Source organism: Vibrio sp. M250220, assembly GCF_036533795.1.
Classification (GTDB): Bacteria; Pseudomonadota; Gammaproteobacteria; order Enterobacterales; family Vibrionaceae; genus Vibrio.
On record NZ_JATABI010000033.1, the window covers coordinates 25,596 to 47,541 of the forward strand.

Here is a 21,946-nt window from a genome sequence, read left to right on the forward strand (position 1 = left end):
ATTGTCAGCCTGTATTACTCCCACATCACAAGGACATGGAGTCGATGGGTTATGAATGGCTGGCACTGGCAGCTGCGTTTTTATGGGCAGTTGCCAGCATACTCTCTGTGGTTCCGGCTCAGCACTTAGGTACGTTTGCTTATAGCCGTTGGCGTATGGGATGTACCTCCGCTATCCTCGCGTCGATTGCGCTGTTGACAGGCGGCTGGGCTAGCGTGGAAAGCAGCGCCATATCTGCGATGATGCTATCTGGTGTGATTGGTATCTTCATCGGTGATACGGCGCTATTTGCGTGCTTGAATCGTATGGGCCCACGGCAAGCTGGCTTGCTGTTTTCGTGTCACGCTGTCTTTTCTGCCATTCTCGGTTACTTCTTGTTTAGCGAGACCATGACTCATCTAGAGCTATTAGGTTCTGGACTGGTATTCTCAGGCGTATTAACGGCAATCTTCTTTGGTAGAAAAGGTCAGTCCAATAACCAATTAGAGTCCATAAATGGCAAAGTCTGGGTTGGCGTTTGCTTAGGACTATTGGCAGCCCTGTGCCAAGCACTGGGAGGCATCATCGCCAAACCTGTGATGCAAACGGAAATCGACCCCATCGCGGCATCGGCAATGAGAATGATGACTGCGTTTGCCACACACTGCTTGTTCTATCTAACAGGAGCGAAACTCGCTCGTGCTACTCGCCCAATCAATATCAAAATTTTCTCTATTACAGCCCTTAACGGCTTCCTAGCTATGGCGGTTGGGATGACACTTATCCTTTATGCACTTCAGCAAGGGAATGTCGGTATGGTTGCTCTGCTCTCTTCGACGACACCCATCATGTTGTTGCCTATACTTTGGATTTATTCAGGTAAACGCCCTAATCGCTTCGCATGGATTGGGGCAATTATCGCGGTTGCTGGTACTGGGATACTGGTCAGCTAGTAGCGATTATAACAATAGGTATTTCCGACTTTCTTTTTTCATTAGACAGGTGAAAATGGAGCAATTGAAGCAAATCACTCGAACGGTGTAGTTTGAATACATTTTGAGTCGCGTGAAAGATAGCAACATTATTTAGCAAACAATATTTGATCTTAACCTACAGTTTTGGTTAAAAAGTGTAGTAAAATTACGCTAATTTTGTTTCCAAAGTTACTTTGAAATTTGACGAGGTCATCACTATGACAGCTAAGAAGCCAATGGCTCTAGTTATTCTTGACGGTTACGGACACCGTGAGGAAACTGCAAGCAATGCGATCGCTAACGCTAACACTCCTGTATTAGACGGTCTGTTTGCTAACAATCCAAATACTCTAATCTCTGCTTCTGGCATGGATGTAGGCCTACCTGACGGTCAAATGGGTAACTCAGAAGTAGGTCATACCAACATCGGTGCTGGCCGAGTGGTATACCAAGACCTGACTCGCATCACCAAATCAATCACTGACGGTGAATTCACCCAAACAGCCGCTCTAGTAGAAGCGATCGATTCTGCGGTAAAAGCAGATAAAGCCGTTCACATTATGGGTCTAATGTCTCCAGGTGGCGTACACTCTCACGAAGATCACATCTACGCAGCCGTTGAAATGGCAGCTGCACGTGGCGCAGAAAAGATTTACCTACACTGCTTCCTTGATGGCCGTGATACGCCACCACGCAGTGCAGAAGGCTCTCTACAACGCTTCCAAGACCTATTCGCTAAACTAGGCAAAGGTCGTGTTGCTTCTCTAGTTGGCCGTTACTACGCAATGGACCGTGACAACAACTGGGATCGCGTTCAAGTAGCTTACGACCTACTCACTCAAGCTAAAGCAGACTTCACTTACGATTCAGCAATTGCTGGTCTTGAAGCCGCTTATGCTCGTGAAGAAAACGATGAATTTGTGAAAGCAACTGCAATCAAAACTGACGGCCAAGAAGATGCGGTAATGCAAGATGGCGATACCGTTATCTTCATGAACTACCGTGCTGACCGCGCTCGTCAAATCACGCGTACTTTCGTACCTGATTTTGCTGGCTTTGAGCGTGTATCATTCCCTGCGATCAACTTCGTAATGCTAACGCAATACGCTGCTGACATTCCTCTAGCTATTGCCTTCCCACCTGCTTCTCTTGAGAACACGTACGGCGAATGGTTATCTAAGCAAGGTAAGACTCAGCTACGTATTTCAGAAACAGAAAAATACGCGCACGTTACTTTCTTCTTCAATGGCGGTGTTGAATCTGAATTTGAAGGCGAAGAACGCCAACTTGTTGCTTCGCCAAAAGTCGCTACATACGACCTACAACCAGAAATGAGTTCAGAAGAGCTAACAGAGAAAATGGTTGCAGCAATCAAATCTGGCAAGTACGACGCTATTATCTGTAACTACCCTAACCCAGACATGGTTGGTCACACTGGCGTTTACGAAGCGGCTGAGAAAGCCATTGAAGCCGTTGATGCTTGCGTAGGTAAAGTCGTTGCTGCTATCGAAGAAGTCGGTGGTCAAATGCTGATCACAGCTGACCACGGTAACGCAGAAATGATGGTAGACCCAGAAACTGGCGGTACGCACACTGCGCACACTAACCTTCCAGTTCCTCTAATCTATGTGGGTGACAAAGCGGTTGAGTTCAAAGAAGGCGGTAAACTGTCTGACCTAGCTCCAACAATGCTAGCACTGACTGGTCTAGAAATTCCTGCAGAAATGTCAGGCGAAGTATTGATTAAATAATTTAACTGAATACCTTGATATCAAGCCCGAGCATCAGCTCGGGCTTTTATTTTTCTGATATACCCTTATCACCAGCAAGTTTTAACATTCCTCTTTCGTCTAACGAATTTGTTTGGGTATACTGATTGCCTGTCAAATAGTTAGGATTGATTTGAACAATGGCTGCCACTTACCTCCGGACAATTTCAGCCGGTAAACGACTCGTGACTCTCGGGTTAATTCTTTCTGCCTGTTCATTATCTCCTAGCTACGCTGCTACCAATGCAGAGCTAAAGGGCGTCAGTGGTGAAATCTCGCGCCAAAAAAATGCGCTCACTTCACAACAGAAAAAACTCGACTCCCTACAGCAATCGCTTAAATCGCAAGAAACAACGATTAATCGACTCGAAAACGAGATCAAACAATCCAAAGCAGCTCTGCAAAGCACCAACCAAAATATCGCGACGTTAGAGAGTAAGGTCGATAATTTAGAACGAGACAAGAAAGCCCAGAGTGATAAGTTAGCTGAGCTTATTCAGACCTACTACGTCACTCAACGTGCTAAGTCGTCAGCGAACATTCTGAATCAAGGTGTTGAAGAAGACCGAATTAGCCAATACTTTCAACACCTAGCCAAACAACGTGCAAGTACAATTGCTGAGTTAGAAGCAACCGTGACCGAGCTTGAACAAAGCCGTCAACAACTTAATTTGGAAAAACAACAAATTACAACCTTGCTGAACCAGCAAACCAAACAGCGAGATGAGCTAACCAAAGCCCAAAGTCAGCGTAAGGGAACGGTATCTCAGATTCAGAAAAGCATCTCCAATGACAAAGTTTACCTCTCTGAATTGCAACGCAATGAGACAAGACTAAAAGCTGAAATTGCAAAAGCCGCCAAGAGAAATGCCGTGCCAATGGATGGCTTAGCAAAACAAAAAGGCAAACTGCCTTGGCCACTAAAAGGCACAACGCTTCATAGCTATGGCAGCCATCAAACCGGGCAAATCAAATGGAAAGGCATGGTAATCAATGCCAATTATGGGCAATCAGTCAAAGCTGTTTACTCAGGTACGGTCGTATTCGCTGACTATCTACGTGGCTACGGTCTAGTTGTGCTACTCGATCACGGCAAGGGCGATATGACTTTGTATGGATTTAATCAAAGCCTACTGAAAAAAGAGGGAGACAAAGTCGCTGCGGGTGAGAGTATCGCACTTGCAGGAGATACGGGAGGTCAGTCTCGTCCATCCCTCTACTTTGAAATTCGCCGCAACAGTAAAACTCAAGATCCGAAAGCTTGGTTAACGCGATAACAAAAAGGCCTGCTTGTTCAGGCCTTTTAAAGGTTAAGAGTAATAGGACTCAACCGTTTCAATAAATCGTTCAAGATCCGTTTGCTCTAACGCATTTATCCCCGCCGCCGCTGCACGCCCACCACCAGATGGAAATTGGCTACATATATCCCCAGCCCCCTGCTTGTTGTTAAGGGGTGCGCGCAATGAAACGGTATAAGTTCCATCAAGATTTGTCGTTAATACCGCATGTGCTGAATCGGGATTTTGGTTAGCGAGTAAGTTGCCGTAAACGCCACTGATTCGCCGCGAAAAGGCATCATTAGGAAGCTCAAATAGACCCAATTTTTCACTGTGATACTTTGGAGCGATCGCCAGTGCCTTGTCCATATCTTGCTGATATGCAGCTCGGAGAACATAAAACGGCGAGGCTTGATCAGCAATTACCGCAAATGGATCATCATAAGCCAAAAGCTGCTGGAACAGGCGCACCGGATCAAAATGAAGGTCTTCCAACTTGGCTCCATACCCATTGTAGTTGATCAAGGTACCAAGCTCTTTCAACTGTTCTTTCTGCTGAGAAGATAACTTGGCATCATCCGCGAGTTGTTCCGCTTTGGTAATCAGGTTATCACCATAAGCAGCCGTAATCGCCCATGTGTGAAAGCGACCATTTAACAGCTTATCGATAATAAGCGCGGTACATGTATTGGGATCAAGGTCGATATGGGTGGCTAAGTTAGCATGCTGGGGAATATCACCACACTTATGGTGATCGGCATAAAACACGCTTGCGCCTGCAGCAAGAAGAGCTTCTAGCCCCACTTTGTTTTGTTCCATTGAGATATCCAAAGCCACGACTGAGTCACCGGGGTTCACCGACAACTTCTCCAATAACTGAATATCACGCTTTACTCCAGAAACCAACATCGATGCTTTTGGCTCAGCTAGTCGGAGTTGGAGCAGTGCGATGATGCCATCGGCATCACCATTAAAAACATCATAGTGCATAAAAAAACCCATCAAAGTCGCTTTCGCTACTCTAATGGGTTAATCATCTTTGTACAATTTCAATTAGTTATGACTAAGCATGAATCGCTTTAACGCCATCTTCCAACAATTGTAATTGTTCTAGACCTTGTGCCGTCGCTTTGGGTTTGACTACCGAGATCATCTGCAGCATTCCCTGATGGATCACTTGTTCAGTAATCTGAGTTTTAGGAGACATTGCCGCTTGATACCCCAGCCAGCTTGACGCAATCAAGTGCAGAGTTGTCACTAATGACTTCATATCACTATCAGCGACCGTCACTAGCTCTAACCCAACAAAAGCACGCATGATATTGATAAGATTAGCCTGCAACTTATCCTGTACTTGGATGTACTCCTCATGCAATTGTTCATCTCGCTGCAAGATCTCTGGCAAGTTGGCGTAGAAAAAACGATATTTCCACATCAGAGTAAAGATCGAGTCTAAATAGTGTTTAAGTAATACCAAGCTCTCTTGCTGACCCTGAATCGGCGTAAAACGTTCCAGCAACTCATTGGAGTACAAAGTAAAAATCTCGCGCACAATTTCCTGTTTATTGCGGAAATGGTAATACAGATTACCCGGACTAATATCAATATGCGCCGCTATGTGGTTAGTGGTGATATTCCTTTCACCATGCTCATTAAATAGGTCCAGTGCAGCAAGCACTATCTTGTCACGAGTTTTCATTAGTTGTTTCAATCCCTTTCCATTTCCAAAGGCAGTATAGCGACTAGTGTAACCTATAACAAAAAAGCGCCTGGTCATATCAGGCGCTTTCATTCAATTACTCAATTATTTGTGGTACGGCTTAGATAACTCATGCACCGCTTCAACAAATACACCCGCATTTTCTGGCGGCACATCTAGGTGAATACCGTGGCCTAAGTTAAATACGTGACCAGTACCCGCATCACCGAATCCTTCAAGGATAGTGGCAACTTCTTCACGGATACGCTCTGGAGATGCGTACAGCATTGAAGGATCCATATTGCCTTGCAGTGCTACCTTGTCGCCTACGTGCTTAACAGCGTCTGCAATGTTAATCGTCCAGTCTAGGCCAACCGCATCACAACCTGTAGCGGCAATCTGTTCTAACCACATGCCACCGTTTTTGGTAAACAGAGTAACAGGAACACGGCGACCTTCGTTTTCACGGATTAGACCATCAACGATTTTGTGCATGTACTGAAGCGAGAAGAGGTTGTAATCACGAGGAGTTAGAACACCCCCCCAAGTATCAAATACCATGACAGATTGAGCACCCGCTTTAATCTGTGCATTTAGGTACTCGATGACACTGTCTGCAAGCTTATCAAGCAACAGGTGTAACGTTTGTGGTTCAGCATACATCATCTTTTTGATCTTTGTGAATGCTTTAGAGCTGCCACCTTCAACCATGTAAGTCGCTAAAGTCCATGGGCTACCAGAGAAACCAATTAACGGAACATCACCATTAAGATCTTTACGGATCTGGCGCACTGCGTTCATAACGTATTGCAGTTCACCTTCTGGATCTGGCAGACCAATTTTCTCTACGTCAGCTTTACATGTAATTGGATTATCAAACACTGGGCCTTCACCCGCTGCGAAGCGCAGGCCTAATCCCATAGCATCAGGGATAGTGAGAATGTCTGAAAACAAAATGGCGGCATCTAGAGGAAAACGGCGTAGTGGCTGTAATGTTACTTCCGATGCAAGCTCTGCATTCTTACACAAAGACATAAAGTCACCCGCTTCTGCGCGAGTCGCTTTATATTCAGGAAGGTAGCGACCGGCCTGACGCATCATCCATACAGGAGTGTAGTCTACAGGCTGCTTTAGTAACGCACGAAGGTAGCGGTCATTTTTTAGTACTGTCATTCCGTTTATCCGATTATTAGGCTCAACTTTGTGGCGGCTATTCTAACACTGTTTGGCTCTCAAAAGCTGTGTGCTTTGCAACCTAGATCAAGTTATTAACTTTTAAATCAGTGCTTAATTTGCACCCACTCATTATCAGTGTTAAAAATTTGTTTGCTAGCGAAAACTACAATTATAAACTGGACACATCGTGTTCAGCATCTCATAACGACATCTTACTTACCCCCTCCTTCTGGAGGTTTTTTTTTTATTTAAAATTCAAAAACATAATTACTTGGCCAATGTGATTGTATGCTCAATTAAGGCCCTCGCAATGGTTCCTTCTGGAGCAACGGGTGGTAAATGATCAACATCAAACCATTGCGCATCACTCAACTCGCTATAATCCGGCTTCAGCTCACCCGAATGATAATCGGCCAAAAAACCCATCATCAGACTTGAGGGGAAAGCCCAAGGCTGGCTGGAAAAATAACGAATATTGGTCACATTAATACCCGTCTCCTCCTTCACTTCACGAGCAACACACTGTTCCAACGTTTCACCAACCTCTACAAACCCTGCAATCACGGTGTACATTCCGTTACGATGCCTCGGATGCTGAGCCAGTAACAATTCGTGGTCTCGTCTTACCGCAACAATAATACAAGGGAAGATACGTGGATAATGCAACGTCCGGCAATCACCACACTGCATGGCTAGCTGATTGTGATTTAAGTGATTCCGTCCCCCGCACTGTGGACAAAAGCGCAGTGTCTGCGACATATGGCCATATTGAATTGCCTTGCTCATCAAAAGAAACAGGGCTTGTGGAAAGTGCAAGCAATCACGTAACGAGGTCAGGTCCAGTTCGGTATTAATGTCAGCCTCATTGAGCCAAAAAACCGGTGTATTCTCGTAGTGCCCAAGTGGAGTTGCCTGCTCGAAAGGTAGACCTAAATCATCAGCAAGACCTTTAGGAAGTTGACCATCTAACAGCCAAATGTCGCTTCCTGAAACAACACACCAATAAGCATCTTTCATACGGTTTGTATCACCTTTACGTAACATTAGCTCGCCTCTCCACTTGCAGTTCATCTATTTTACTGGCAATCTAAATTCATACCAGAGTTTGTAGTCACGCAATTTCAAGACTATAAATTTTAGTAACGACAAGAGGTTGTAACTCTGAACAAGCTTTGGGACCAAAGCGTAATGATCACCAGAGAAGTGATCCGATCATGAGGATATGGTCATGCTGAATAAATTCAAACACACACAAGAACAATGGGGTGGCTCTAGTGAAGTCATCGATCACTGGCTTGAAACCAGACAATCACTCATTGTTGAGTATTGTAAACTAGCCGCACTTCAACCCTGCTCTACTAAATCTGCACTGTCATCGCTGCCAACTCCACAAGAACTCCAAGTATTTTGCCAACATCTCGTCGACTATATCTCTGAAGGGCATTTCAAGATCTACGACATGGTAATGGACAAATGGCGAGCGACAGGATTTGAAGCAACCGACGAAATTAACCAAACTTATGGCAAGATCGTTCTGACGACAGAACCGTTGCTCAATTTCACAGACAAATATGCCGCAGTAAGTGACGAGGACACGTTGGACAGTTTTGACAGCGATATGTCTCTTATTGGGGAGATCATCGAAGTAAGGTTTGAAGTCGAAGATAAGCTTATTCAGATGATTGCCGACAGTCTGGCCGTTCCTCCCGGCGCGTAAGCGAGAAGCGGAAAAACAAGACTACCAAAGCCAACATCCTGCCGTGAAACGTTACAGAGCACCACAGGATGTAACTAAAAACAAAAAAGGCACCCGAAGGTGCCTTTTCTCATTTTTCACTCTAACGATTACTCGTCAGTAGAGAAACCAGCGTTTAGTAGTGCTGCAAGGTTGTCAGTCGCTTGTTCAGCTGAAGGACCTTCTTGCTCTTCTGCACGCTTAGCTTGACGATCTTGGTGGTAAGCGAAACCCGTACCTGCAGGGATTAGACGACCTACAATTACGTTTTCTTTCAGACCACGTAGTTCATCACGCTTACCAGAAACCGCAGCTTCTGTTAGTACGCGAGTTGTCTCTTGGAACGATGCCGCAGAGATGAACGACTCAGTTGCTAGCGATGCTTTAGTGATACCTAGTAGTTCACGTTCGAAGCGTGCTGGCTCTTTGCCTTCTGCCTCTAGTGCACGGTTAGCAATCTTAACGTTAGCGTATTCTACTTGCTCACCTGCTAGGAACTCAGAGTCACCAGCGTGAGTAATAGTACACTTACGTAGCATCTGACGAACGATAGTCTCGATGTGCTTATCGTTAATCTTAACGCCTTGAAGACGGTATACTTCTTGAACTTCGTTCGCGATGTATTGAGTCACAGCGTGGATACCACGTAGACGTAGGATATCGTGTGGAGACTCTGGACCATCTGCGATCACGTCACCACGTTCAATCTTCTCGCCTTCGAATACGTTAAGCTGACGATGCTTAGGAATCATCTCTTCGTACGTCTCACCGCCATCGCGAGTGATAATTAGACGACGCTTACCTTTCGTCTCTTTACCGTAGCTCACAGTACCTGTGTGCTCAGCAAGGATCGCAGGCTCTTTCGGCTTACGTGCTTCGAATAGGTCAGCAACTCGTGGAAGACCACCAGTGATGTCTCGGTTACCACCAGACTTCTGAGGAATACGTGAAAGCGTATCACCCACACCTACTTCTGCACCGTCTTCGATGTTAACGATAGCTTTACCTGGTAGGAAGTAGTGAGCTGGCATTTCAGTACCAGGGATCATTACATCGTTACCTTGCTCATCAACAAGTTTGATTGCTGGACGCATATCTTTACCTGCTGCTGGGCGAGCTGCCGCTTCAGTTACTTCGCTTGACGATAGGCCTGTTAGGTCATCCGTTTGACGAGAAACTGTTACACCGTCGATCATGTCAACGAATTGGATGCGACCTGCCACTTCAGTGATGATTGGCATAGTGTGCGCTTCCCAGTTCGCTACTGTTTCACCAGCTTGAACTGAATCGTTGTCGCCTTTAGTTAGTAGAGAACCGTAAGGCAGTTTGTGTTTCTCTTTCGTACGACCAAACTCATCAATAATAGTCAGTTCAGATGCACGAGAAGTGATAACAAGCTTACCATCTTTGTTCGTTACAAACTTAGCATTGTGTAGCTTAACCGTACCTGTTGTCTTAGCTTGGATGCTGTTCTCTGCTGCTGCAGTAGATGCCGCACCACCGATGTGGAACGTACGCATCGTAAGCTGTGTACCCGGCTCACCGATAGACTGAGCAGCGATTACGCCCACTGCTTCACCTTGGTTCACTAGGTGACCACGTGCTAGGTCACGACCGTAACACTGTGCACAACAACCGAAGTCCGCATCACAGGTAACTACAGAGCGAACTTTCATTCTGTCTACTGAGTTCTCTTCCATGATTTGACACCACTTCTCATCAATTAGAGTGTTACGTGGGATCAGAACTTCTTCTGTACCTGGCTTAAGAACATCTTCAGCAACAACACGACCTAGAGCTAGCTCAGAAAGTGCAACTTTAACGTCACCACCTTCGATGTGCGGCATCATGTCAACACCTTCGTGGGTGCCACAGTCGTGCTCGTGTACTACTACGTCCTGCGCAACGTCTACTAGACGACGAGTTAGGTAACCCGAGTTCGCAGTTTTCAGTGCCGTATCCGCAAGACCCTTACGAGCACCGTGCGTTGAGATAAAGTACTGAAGTACGTTTAGACCTTCTTTAAAGTTCGCTGTGATAGGCGTTTCGATGATTGAGCCGTCTGGACGAGCCATCAGACCACGCATACCAGCTAGCTGACGAATCTGAGCTGCAGAACCACGAGCACCCGAGTCAGCCATCATGTAGATGCTGTTGAATGACTCTTGTTGCTCTTCTTCACCGTCACGGTTAACTACCGTTTCAGATGAAAGGTTTTCCATCATCGCTTTCGCTACGCGATCGTTGGTCGATGCCCAAATATCGATCACTTTGTTGTAGCGCTCACCCGCAGTTACAAGACCAGATTGGTACTGTTCTTGGATTTCGCGAACTTCTGCTTCAGCTTCTTCGATCTCAGTGTATTTAGCTGCTGGTACAACCATATCGTCGATACCAACCGATACACCAGAAAGTGCCGCGTAAGCAAAACCTGTGTACATGATTTGGTCAGCGAAGATTACCGTGTCTTTCAGACCAAGCTTACGGTACGCTTCGTTAAGTAGGTTAGAGATTTGCTTCTTACCTAGCTTTTGGTTAACGATGCTGTACGGTAGACCTTCTGGCACGATTTGCCACAACATTGCACGGCCGATAGTTGTATCAACTAGCTTAGTCTCTGTTGTGCTGTGACCATCTTCGTCTTTTACAGTCTCAGTGATACGAACTTTAACGCGAGCGTGTAGCTCAGCAGTCTTAGTGCGGTATGCCTTCTCAGCTTCTGCTGGGCTAGCAAGGTACATACCTTCGCCTTTCACGTTGATCTTTTCACGAGTCATGTAGTAAAGACCCAATACAACGTCCTGAGAAGGTACGATGATCGGATCACCTGACGCTGGCGACAGAATGTTGTTTGTCGACATCATCAGAGTACGAGCTTCAAGCTGTGCTTCTAGGGTTAGAGGCACGTGAACCGCCATTTGGTCACCATCGAAGTCCGCGTTGTATGCCGCACACACTAGTGGGTGTAGCTGAATCGCTTTACCTTCGATTAGTACTGGTTCGAACGCCTGGATACCTAGACGGTGAAGTGTAGGTGCACGGTTCAATAGTACTGGGTGTTCGCGGATAACTTCGTCTAGGATATCCCAAACGATCGCTTCTTCACGCTCAACCATCTTCTTAGCAGCTTTGATTGTAGTCGCAAGACCACGAGTCTCTAGCTTGCTGTAGATGAATGGTTTGAATAGCTCTAGTGCCATCTTCTTAGGAAGACCACACTGGTGTAGACGAAGGTATGGACCTACTGTGATTACAGAACGGCCAGAGTAGTCTACACGCTTACCTAGAAGGTTCTGACGGAAACGACCTTGTTTACCCTTGATCATATCAGCAAGAGATTTCAGAGGACGCTTGTTCGAACCTGTGATCGCACGACCGCGACGACCGTTATCTAGAAGTGCATCAACAGACTCTTGCAGCATACGCTTTTCGTTACGTACGATGATGTCCGGAGCCGCTAGCTCTAGTAGACGCTTCAAACGGTTGTTACGGTTGATTACGCGACGGTATAGGTCGTTCAGATCAGACGTCGCAAAGCGACCGCCATCTAGAGGTACTAGAGGACGTAGATCTGGCGGAAGTACCGGAAGCACAGTTAGGATCATCCACTCTGGTTTGTTACCAGATTGAACAAACGCTTCAACTAGCTTCAGACGCTTAGTGATCTTCTTACGCTTAGTCTCTGAGTTAGTAGACTGAAGCTCTTCACGCATCTCTTCGATTTCAGCAGGCAGATCCATAGACGCAAGTAGGTCTTTAATCGCTTCTGCACCCATCTTAGCCGTGAACTCGTCACCCCACTCTTCTAGGCGATCTAGATACTCTTCTTCTGTAAGCATCTGAGATTTTTCTAGATCAGTCATACCTGGTTCAGTTACTACGTACATTTCGAAGTAAAGAACACGCTCGATATCACGTAGAGGGATATCCATTAGTAGACCGATACGAGACGGTAGCGATTTTAGGAACCAGATGTGAGCTACTGGAGAAGCAAGCTCGATGTGGCCCATACGGTCACGACGAACTTTAGTTTGTGTAACTTCAACGCCACACTTCTCACAGATAACGCCACGGTGTTTTAGACGCTTGTATTTGCCACAAAGACATTCGTAGTCTTTTACTGGACCAAAGATACGCGCACAAAACAGACCATCACGCTCAGGCTTGAACGTACGATAGTTGATCGTTTCAGGTTTTTTAACTTCACCAAAAGACCATGAACGGATCATGTCTGGTGAAGATAGACCGATTTTGATTGCATCAAATTCTTCGGTCTTATGCTGCGCTTTTAGAAAGTTTAATAAGTCTTTCACAATCAGCTCCTGTAAGGAGTTAAAAGGAGCTCACCCGCAAAAGTGAGCACCTTCTACCAAATAATCCCGTGGGATTACTCTTCGTCTTCTAGCTCGATGTTGATACCTAGCGAGCGAATCTCTTTCAACAGTACGTTGAACGATTCTGGCATACCAGGTTCCATGCTGTGGTTACCGTCTACGATGTTCTTGTACATCTTAGTACGGCCGTTAACGTCATCAGACTTAACTGTTAGCATTTCTTGTAGCGTGTAAGCAGCACCGTAAGCTTCAAGTGCCCATACTTCCATCTCACCGAAACGCTGACCACCGAACTGAGCTTTACCACCAAGTGGTTGCTGAGTTACTAGGCTGTACGAGCCAGTCGAACGAGCGTGCATCTTGTCATCAACAAGGTGGTTCAGTTTCAGCATGTACATGTAACCAACAGTTACAGGACGCTCAAACGCATCACCAGTGCGACCATCAAACAGAGTTAACTGACCAGATTCTGGTAGGTCACCTAGTTTTAGAAGCTCTTTGATTGATGATTCATTTGCACCATCGAATACCGGCGTTGCGATCGGTAGACCGCCACGTAGGTTAGAGATCAACGTACGAACTTCATCATCAGATAGAGACGCGATGTCTACGTTCTGACGAGTTTCACCAAGATCGTAAACCTTCTGTAGGAAGTCACGGAACTTAGCTAGCTCTTGCTGCTCTTTAACCATCTGGTTGATCTTGTCACCGATACCTTTCGCTGCCAGACCTAAGTGTACTTCTAGGATCTGACCGATGTTCATACGCGAAGGTACACCTAGTGGGTTCAGTACGATGTCAACAGGTTGACCTTTTTCATCGTATGGCATGTCTTCAACAGGGTTGATCTTAGAGATTACACCCTTGTTACCGTGACGACCCGCCATCTTATCACCAGGCTGGATACGACGTTTAACCGCTAGGTAAACTTTAACGATCTTCAGTACGCCAGGTGCTAGATCATCACCTTGTGTGATCTTGCGACGCTTGGTTTCAAACTTCTTATCGAAGTCTGCACGTAGCTCGTCATACTGCTCTGCTAGTTGCTCTAGCTGAGTCTGTAGAGCATCGTCTTCAAGCGTCAGTTCTAGCCACTTCTTGCGATCGATAGCATCTAGTTTCGCTTCAGTGTAACCACCGTCGATAAGTACAGCTTTAACACGGTTTAGAAGGCCACCCTCAAGAATCTGGAATTCTTCAGTAAGGTCTTTCTTCGCTTCTTTAAGCTGCATCTGTTCAATTTCAAGTGCACGTTTGTCTTTTTCAACACCGTCACGAGTAAATACTTGAACGTCGATGATAGTACCTGAAACAGAGTTTGGTACGCGTAGAGACGTATCTTTAACGTCTGACGCTTTCTCACCGAAGATAGCACGTAGTAGCTTCTCTTCAGGAGTTAGCTGAGTTTCACCTTTAGGCGTTACTTTACCTACAAGGATGTCACCGCCTTTCACTTCCGCACCGATGTAAACGATACCTGACTCGTCTAGTTTAGACAGAGCAGACTCACCTACGTTTGGAATATCAGCGGTGATCTCTTCAGCACCAAGCTTAGTATCACGCGCCACACAAGATAGTTCTTGAATGTGGATAGTCGTGAAACGGTCTTCTTGAACTACGCGCTCAGATACTAAGATCGAGTCTTCGAAGTTGTAGCCGTTCCAAGGCATGAACGCGATACGCATGTTCTGACCAAGAGCAAGTTCACCAAGGTCTGTTGAAGGACCATCAGCAAGAACGTCACCACGTGCAACAGGTTCACCAGGCATCACACATGGACGCTGGTTGATACACGTATTTTGGTTAGAACGAGTGTATTTAGTTAGGTTGTAGATATCGATACCTGCTTCACCAGGGATCAACTCTTCTTCGTTCACTTTAACAACGATACGAGAAGCATCTACAGACTGGATTACACCACCACGTTTCGCTACCGCAGTAACACCAGAGTCAACTGCGATGTTACGCTCAATACCAGTACCAACTAGAGGCTTATCAGCTTTAAGAGTTGGAACTGCCTGACGCTGCATGTTCGCACCCATCAATGCACGGTTCGCATCATCGTGTTCTAGGAACGGGATAAGCGATGCAGCGATAGATACAACCTGGTTAGTTGCAACGTCCATGTAGTCAACATGTTCGCGTGGGTGTAGACCAGATTCACCTTTCTGACGAGCTGTGATTAGCTCTTCAGCAAATGTGGCTTCTTCAGTAAGAACAGTGTTCGCCTGAGCGATAACGTACTGACCTTCTTGAATAGCAGATAGGTAATCTACTTCGTCTGTTACTACGCCATCTACAACACGACGGTATGGAGTCTCTAGGAAACCGTACTCGTTACAACGCGCAAACGCAGATAGAGAGTTGATCAGACCGATGTTTGGACCTTCAGGTGTTTCGATAGGACATAGACGACCGTAGTGAGTTACGTGTACGTCACGTACTTCGAAGCCAGCACGTTCACGAGTTAGACCGCCAGGACCCAACGCAGAAATACGACGCTTGTGCGTTACTTCTGATAATGGGTTGTTTTGGTCCATGAACTGAGATAGCTGAGAAGAGCCAAAGAATTCTTTAACCGCAGCAGAGATCGGCTTAGCATTGATTAGATCTTGAGGCATGATTGCATCAAGGTCACCAAGGCTTAGACGCTCTTTAACAGCACGTTCAACACGTACTAGACCAACGCGGAATTGGTTTTCTGCCATTTCACCAACAGAACGGATACGACGGTTACCTAGGTGGTCGATATCGTCCACTTCACCGATGCCGTTACGGATAGCGATAAGCTTCTTCATCACTTCGATGATATCAGTTTCATCAAGTGTGCCTTGCTCTTGAGCATCTTCACGTTCGATAGAGCTGTTGAACTTCATACGACCAACAGTCGATAGATCGTAACGCTCTTCAGAGAAGAATAGGCTTTCGAATAGTGCTTCAGCAGCTTCTTTCGTTGGTGGCTCGCCAGGGCGCATCATGCGGTAGATTTCTACCAGCGAAGAAATACGATCAACAGTGCTGTCGATACGTAGTGTCTCTGACATGAATGGGCCGTGGTCTAGATCGTTCGTGAATAGAACAGATAGAGCTTTATGGCCAGCTTGAGAAAGGTTAGCTAGAGCTTCTAGGCTGATCTCTTGGTTTGCACCAACAATGATCTCACCGGTTGCTTCGTTGATGTAATCTTTCGATGCAACTTTACCAACGATGTACTCTACAGGTACTTCGATGTGGTCAATGCTGTCTTTTTCAAGTTGACGGATATGACGTGCAGTCACACGACGGCCAGTCTCAACGTAAACCTTACCGTTAGCTTCGATATCGAACGACGCAGTTTCACCACGTAGACGATCAGGAACAAGCTCCATTAGAAGAGTTTGATCTTTAACTTCGAAGTTCACCTTCTCAAAGAAGATGTCCAGGATCTCTTCAGTCGTCTTACCTAGTGCGCGAAGAATGATAGATGCTGGTAGCTTACGACGGCGGTCAATACGTACGTATAGGTTATCCTTAGGATCAAACTCGAAATCAAGCCATGAACCACGGTAAGGAATAACACGTGCATTGTATAGAACTTTACCTGATGAGTGGGTCTTACCCTTATCGCTGTCGAAGAATACGCCAGGACTTCTGTGCAGCTGGGATACGATAACCCTCTCGGTACCATTGATAACGAAGGTACCATTGTCTGTCATAAGCGGAATTTCGCCCATATAGACTTCTTGTTCTTTAATGTCTTTTACAGTACCTGCTGGCGCGTCTTTATCAAAAATAACTAGACGTAGTTTTACGCGTAGTGGCTTTGAATAAGTTACGCCGCGGATTTGACATTCTTTAACGTCAAAAACTGGCTCACCAAGACGGTAGCTAACGTATTGCAGCTCGGAATTGCCGTTGTAGCTCTGAATCGGAAATACAGAACGGAAAGCAGCTTCAAGACCGTATTGACCTTCAGGATCCTGTTCGATAAATTTCTCGAACGAATCGAGCTGGATCGATAGCAGGTATGGAATGTCCAACACTTGTGGACGAGTACCAAAGTCCTTACGGATGCGCTTTTTCTCGGTATAAGAGTAAACCATGGGGTTCCTCAGCTCGCTGATAAGTGACCCAAACTGCCTCTGGTAGTATGAGACAGTGACTAAATATCTGTTTGAGTGTAGTAGCGTTTCATTAAGAGCTAATGAAGCGTTTTTTGCTTGAAGTATGGGTGCTCAAACAGCGGAAAAATCACCCAACCCCTACAGCGCAAAAAGGCCGGTGGTTATAAAACCACCAGCCATTAGCCGTTAGGCTAAGAAGCTAAGTAATAATTACTTAACAGCAACTACTGCGCCAGCTTCTTCTAGCTGAGCTTTAAGAGCGTCAGCTTCTGCCTTCTCAACACCTTCTTTAAGAGGTGCTGGAGCGCCGTCTACAAGAGCTTTAGCTTCTTTAAGACCTAGGCCAGTTGCGCCACGTACTGCTTTGATAACAGCAACTTTGTTAGCGCCTGCAGATTCTAGGATTACGTCGAACTCAGTTTGCTCAGCAGCAGCTTCGCCAGCTGCAGCGCCACCAGCTACAACAGCAGCTGCAGCAGAAACGCCGAATTTCTCTTCCATCGCTTCGATTAGTTCAACAACTTGCATTACAGACATTTCTGCAACTGCGTCTAGGATTTGCTCGTTAGTAATAGACATAACAATTCTCTTTTAAATCAACAATAAGTTTATTAAGCAACCAGAAAAAAGCAAGGCTTACGCCGCAGCTTCTTCTTTTTGATCGCGGATAGCAGCGAATGTACGTACCAGCTTGCCAGCAGAAGCTTCTTTCATGCACATCATTAGGCGTGCGATTGCTTCGTCGTAAGTTGGTAGTGTCGCTAGTACTTCAGCGTCAGTTAGCGCGCCTTCAAATGCAGCAGCTTTGATCTCGAAGTTTTTGTTCTCTTTAGCGAAGTCTTTGAAAAGACGCGCTGCAGCACCTGGGTGCTCGTTAGAGAATGCGATTAGAGTAGGACCAGTGAATGTCTCTGTTAGACACTCATAGCTAGTACCTTCTACCGCACGACGCATCAGCGTGTTACGAACAACTTTCAGGTAAACGCCCGCTTCACGAGCTTGTTTACGTAGAGAAGTCATTGCGCCCACTTCAACGCCACGAGAGTCAGCTACAACTGCAGAAAGTGCACCACTGGCAGCTTCGTTGACTTCAGCAACAATTGCTTTTTTGTCTTGAAGGTTTAAAGCCATCTTGGATTAACTCCTGGTTGTCGTTACACCACTCACTATTATCACAACAGTGAGAGCTTAAAAGGTGCTTCCCAGAAGAAAGGTAACTATTTACATAGAGCTTTCTGTCAGTTCGGGCACCATCTACGTAGGATGATTAAGTTTGACAAGTCAAACACCTACGGTCTTGGACGGAGACTGGGTCATAATTCACAACAAATTCTAGAAGAATTTAATGAACCAAAGTTCAGCCCCAACCACAAATATTAGGCGCAGAATTATACATTAATTTCGCGCCTAATCAAATCAATTATGCTTGAGTGTTCAGGCTACCCTGATCAACAGCAACACCAGCACCCATAGTAGTAGAGATGCTTACTTTCTGCAGGTAAGTACCTTTAGCAGAAGATGGCTTAGCTTTCTTCAGAGCAACTAGAAGAGCTTCTAGGTTCTCTTTGATCTGCTCAGCAGAGAAGTTTGCTTTACCGATAGTAGTGTGGATGATGCCGTTTTTGTCGTTACGGTAACGAACCTGACCAGCTTTAGCGTTCTTAACAGCTTCAGCAACGTTAGGAGTTACAGTACCAACTTTAGGGTTTGGCATTAGACCGCGAGGACCTAGGATAGTACCTAGTTGACCTACAACGCGCATTGCATCTGGAGAAGCAACAACTACGTCAAAGTTCATTTCGCCTTTCTTAACTTGCTCAGCAAGATCTTCCATACCAACGATGTCTGCGCCAGCTTCTTTAGCTGCTTCAGCGTTTGCACCTTGAGTGAACACTGCAACGCGGATGTCGCGGCCAGTACCGTGTGGTAGTACAGTTGCACCACGTACGTTTTGGTCAGATTTACGAGCATCAATGCCTAGGTTAACAGCAACGTCTACAGACTCAACGAATTTAGCAGTTGCTAGTTCTTGAAGAAGAGCTACAGCTTCGTTGATTTCGTATTCTTTAGTCGCGTCAACTTTGTCGCGGATTACGCGCATGCGCTTAGTTAGTTTAGCCATCTTATTAACCCTCTACCACTAGGCCCATTGAACGAGCAGTACCAGCGATTGAACGCTTCATTGCTTCGATGTCAGCACCAGTCATGTCAGCAGCTTTAGCTTCTGCGATTTCTTGGATTTGAGCTTCAGTTACAGTGCCCACTTTTTCAGTGTTTGGACGGCCTGAACCAGACTTAACGCCAGCAGCTTTCTTAAGAAGAACAGCAGCAGGTGGAGTCTTAGTGATGAACGTGAAAGAACGATCGCTGTATACAGTGATAACTACTGGAGTAGGTAGACCTTTCTCTAGAGATTCTGTTTTCGCGTTGAACGCTTTACAGAATTCCATGATGTTAACACCGTGTTGACCTAGTGCAGGACCAACTGGTGGACTTGGGTTTGCCATACCAGCAGCAACTTGTAGCTTGATGTAAGCTTCAACTTTCTTAGCCATGATTATTCCTAATTTTGGGTACAAGCGCTAATCGACCGATCAGCTCCCCGTTGATACAAATTCTTTTTATTTCGCTCAAAACTTAAGCTTCGATTGAAATAATACTTAAGCTTCGATTGAAATAATAAGGCGCGAGATTATAGTAATAATTCGCGCCTTATACAAGCCTAAAAAGGTGATTTTTTATACTCTACAAATCAGAGTATTAGTCCAGTTTTTCAACCTGACCAAATTCAAGCTCAACTGGTGTCGCACGACCAAAGATCGATACAGACACTTTCAGGCGGCTCTTCTCGTAATCCACTTCTTCAACTGTACCGTTGAAGTCAGCAAATGGACCGTCTGTAACACGTACAACTTCACCCGCTTCGTACATAGTACGTGGGCGAGGAGCTTCACTTGCTTTCTCTAGACGGTTAAGAATCGCATCAGCTTCTTTATCAGTGATAGGAGCTGGACGATCAGAGGTACCACCAATGAAGCCCATGACACGCGGCACACTGCGTACTAAGTGCCATGATTCATCGTTCATGATCATCTGAACTAGGACGTAACCAGGGAAGAACTTGCGCTCAGACTTACGACGCTGACCTGCACGCATTTCCACTACTTCTTCAGTAGGGACTAGAACTTCACCAAACAGCTCTTCCATGCTGTGCATTTTGATATGCTCACGAAGAGATTGGGCTACACGGCCTTCAAATCCAGAGAAGGCTTGAACCACATACCAGCGTTTTTTTGGAGCTTCACTCATGAATTAAAACCCTCTATACCCCAGTTGCTAGAGCGACAAGACGAACCATGATGCCGTCAATGCCCCAAAGCACTAGAGCCATTACAATACTTACAGCTAAAACGATTAAAGTAGTTTGCATAGTTTCTTGGCGAGTAGGCCAAACCACTTTGCGTACTTCCATACGCGACTCTTTTGCAAACTCAATCGCAGCTTTACCCTTAGTTGTTGTAGCAGCAACACCAAGTGCCGCAGCGATTAATACAACAACTCCTGCAGCACGAATTACTACAGACATTTCACCATACAGGTAATTACCCACAACAGCGGCAGCTAACAGAGCGAAAGTGACAATCCACTTAAAGATATCTGCGCCATTTGAGCTATCAGGAGTTTCAGCATTATTTGCTTTCATAAAACCAACCTGTCTAAGTCTTAATATAGACGACAACAACCCCGCTGTTGCAGGGCAAATCCATTAAACGGCAATCTAACTAGATTGACGCACGCTTTTATTGATTGAGAAGCAACACCTCAATCAAAAAATCCTGCTTACATGTCTGTTTTCATAACAATGCAACAGACATTTTGTATAGTGCAGAAAAAGGGCATCAAATGATGCCCTTTTTGCTACTGGTTCGTCAAATCTTATTCCAAGATTTTCCGAAGACTTTAGCTAATTCGTTAGAATTAAGCGAAGATCTTAGCAACAACACCAGCACCAACTGTACGGCCACCTTCGCGGATCGCGAAACGTAGACCTTCGTCCATCGCGATTGGAGCGATTAGCTCTACAGTCATCTTGATGTTATCGCCTGGCATTACCATTTCTACGCTTCGCTAGTACTTGACCACGTTCTACTTCATCACGCTTAGTACCACGTAGAAGTGCACCAACGTTCTCACCCGCACGACCTTCGTCTAGAAGCTTACGGAACATCTCAACACCAGTACATGTTGTTGTGATTGTCTCTTTGATACCTACGATAGCAACTTCGTCACCTACGTTTAGGATACCGCGCTCGATACGGCCAGTTACTACTGTACCACGACCTTGGATTGAGAATACGTCTTCGATTGGCATTAGGAACGGCATGTCTACTGCACGCTCTGGCTCTGGGATGTAGTTGTCTAGCGCTTCTGCTAGTTCAATGATCTTAGCTTCCCATTGCTCTTCGCCGTTTAGTGCGCCTAGAGCTGAACCTTGGATTACTGGTAGATCATCACCTGGGAAGTCGTACTCAGATAGAAGTTCACGAACTTCCATTTCTACTAGCTCTAGAAGCTCTTCATCGTCAACCATGTCACATTTGTTCATGAATACGATGATGTAAGGGATACCAACCTGACGGCCTAGTAGGATGTGCTCACGAGTTTGTGGCATTGGGCCATCTGTCGCAGCAACAACTAGGATACCACCGTCCATCTGTGCAGCACCTGTGATCATGTTTTTAACATAGTCAGCGTGTCCTGGACAGTCTACGTGTGCGTAGTGGCGAGTTGGAGTGTCGTACTCAACGTGAGAAGTTGAGATTGTGATACCGCGCTCACGCTCTTCTGGAGCGTTATCGATAGATGCGAAGTCTTTCGCTTCACCGCCGTACACTTTAGC

16 protein-coding genes and 1 pseudogene are annotated in these 21,946 nt (G+C 45.8%); 4 read left to right on the forward strand and 13 right to left on the reverse strand.

All coding sequences use genetic code 11. From position 1 onward, the window contains the following. The first annotated feature begins 44 nt into the window (after positions 1 to 44). From QTN94_RS12440 to QTN94_RS12450, 3 genes are all read left to right on the forward strand, one after another. Positions 45 to 932 carry a DMT family transporter gene (locus QTN94_RS12440; RefSeq protein WP_331427796.1) on the forward strand — a complete coding sequence of 296 codons (888 nt, stop codon included), beginning with the start codon at positions 45 to 47 and terminating at the stop codon, positions 930 to 932. Between the two features lie 239 nt (positions 933 to 1,171). Continuing rightward, on the forward strand, positions 1,172 to 2,704 hold the full coding sequence (gene gpmM, locus QTN94_RS12445; protein WP_331427797.1) for a 2,3-bisphosphoglycerate-independent phosphoglycerate mutase: 1,533 nt from the start codon (positions 1,172 to 1,174) through the stop codon (positions 2,702 to 2,704). Between the two features lie 158 nt (positions 2,705 to 2,862). Beyond that, positions 2,863 to 3,999, forward strand: coding sequence for a murein hydrolase activator EnvC family protein (locus QTN94_RS12450; RefSeq protein ID WP_331418523.1), 1,137 nt, complete (start codon positions 2,863 to 2,865; stop codon positions 3,997 to 3,999). A gap of 33 nt (positions 4,000 to 4,032) precedes the next feature. Here the strand turns inward: QTN94_RS12450 and QTN94_RS12455 are convergent, their stop codons facing one another. The 4 genes from QTN94_RS12455 to nudC form a co-directional block, all read right to left on the reverse strand. Continuing rightward, on the reverse strand, positions 4,033 to 4,989 hold the full coding sequence (locus QTN94_RS12455; protein WP_331418522.1) for a DHHA1 domain-containing protein: 957 nt from the start codon (positions 4,987 to 4,989) through the stop codon (positions 4,033 to 4,035). A gap of 73 nt (positions 4,990 to 5,062) precedes the next feature. Further along, positions 5,063 to 5,698 carry a TetR/AcrR family transcriptional regulator gene (locus tag QTN94_RS12460; protein ID WP_331418529.1) on the reverse strand — a complete coding sequence of 212 codons (636 nt, stop codon included), beginning with the start codon at positions 5,696 to 5,698 and terminating at the stop codon, positions 5,063 to 5,065. A 105-nt stretch (positions 5,699 to 5,803) separates the two neighbouring features. Next, positions 5,804 to 6,871 carry a uroporphyrinogen decarboxylase gene (hemE, locus tag QTN94_RS12465; RefSeq protein WP_331427798.1) on the reverse strand — a complete coding sequence of 356 codons (1,068 nt, stop codon included), beginning with the start codon at positions 6,869 to 6,871 and terminating at the stop codon, positions 5,804 to 5,806. Between the two features lie 270 nt (positions 6,872 to 7,141). Further along, positions 7,142 to 7,918, reverse strand: a complete 777-nt coding sequence (gene nudC, locus QTN94_RS12470) for an NAD(+) diphosphatase (protein WP_331418521.1) — start codon at positions 7,916 to 7,918, stop codon at positions 7,142 to 7,144. A gap of 178 nt (positions 7,919 to 8,096) precedes the next feature. Between nudC and rsd the strand changes: the two genes are divergently transcribed. Further along, positions 8,097 to 8,591, forward strand: coding sequence for a sigma D regulator (gene rsd, locus QTN94_RS12475; protein ID WP_138971455.1), 495 nt, complete (start codon positions 8,097 to 8,099; stop codon positions 8,589 to 8,591). Positions 8,592 to 8,719: 128 nt separating this feature from the next. Here the strand turns inward: rsd and rpoC are convergent, their stop codons facing one another. The 9 genes and pseudogenes from rpoC to QTN94_RS12520 all read right to left on the reverse strand — a co-directional run. Beyond that, entirely contained in the window at positions 8,720 to 12,922 is a 4,203-nt protein-coding gene (gene rpoC, locus QTN94_RS12480) for a DNA-directed RNA polymerase subunit beta' (protein WP_331418559.1), read from the reverse strand. Positions 12,923 to 12,996: 74 nt separating this feature from the next. After that, positions 12,997 to 17,025, reverse strand: a complete 4,029-nt coding sequence (gene rpoB, locus QTN94_RS12485) for a DNA-directed RNA polymerase subunit beta (RefSeq protein ID WP_331427799.1) — start codon at positions 17,023 to 17,025, stop codon at positions 12,997 to 12,999. A 231-nt stretch (positions 17,026 to 17,256) separates the two neighbouring features. After that, positions 17,257 to 17,625, reverse strand: a complete 369-nt coding sequence (gene rplL / locus QTN94_RS12490; RefSeq protein WP_269378477.1) for a 50S ribosomal protein L7/L12 — start codon at positions 17,623 to 17,625, stop codon at positions 17,257 to 17,259. 57 nt (positions 17,626 to 17,682) lie between these two features. Continuing rightward, a complete protein-coding gene (gene rplJ, locus QTN94_RS12495; protein ID WP_138971459.1) occupies positions 17,683 to 18,177 on the reverse strand; it encodes a 50S ribosomal protein L10 in 495 nt (164 codons plus the stop codon). A 289-nt stretch (positions 18,178 to 18,466) separates the two neighbouring features. Further along, positions 18,467 to 19,168 (reverse strand): 50S ribosomal protein L1, encoded by a 702-nt coding sequence (gene rplA, locus QTN94_RS12500; protein WP_138971460.1) that lies wholly within the window; start codon positions 19,166 to 19,168, stop codon positions 18,467 to 18,469. Positions 19,169 to 19,172: 4 nt separating this feature from the next. Next, positions 19,173 to 19,601 (reverse strand): 50S ribosomal protein L11, encoded by a 429-nt coding sequence (gene rplK / locus QTN94_RS12505; RefSeq protein ID WP_138971461.1) that lies wholly within the window; start codon positions 19,599 to 19,601, stop codon positions 19,173 to 19,175. A gap of 205 nt (positions 19,602 to 19,806) precedes the next feature. Continuing rightward, a complete protein-coding gene (gene nusG, locus QTN94_RS12510; RefSeq protein WP_008078233.1) occupies positions 19,807 to 20,355 on the reverse strand; it encodes a transcription termination/antitermination protein NusG in 549 nt (182 codons plus the stop codon). Positions 20,356 to 20,368: 13 nt separating this feature from the next. Then, complete coding sequence (gene secE, locus QTN94_RS12515; RefSeq protein ID WP_004747599.1) at positions 20,369 to 20,749, reverse strand: preprotein translocase subunit SecE; 381 nt, start codon at positions 20,747 to 20,749, stop codon at positions 20,369 to 20,371. 275 nt (positions 20,750 to 21,024) lie between these two features. Beyond that, positions 21,025 to 21,946, reverse strand: a pseudogene (locus QTN94_RS12520) (elongation factor Tu); the annotation flags it as partial.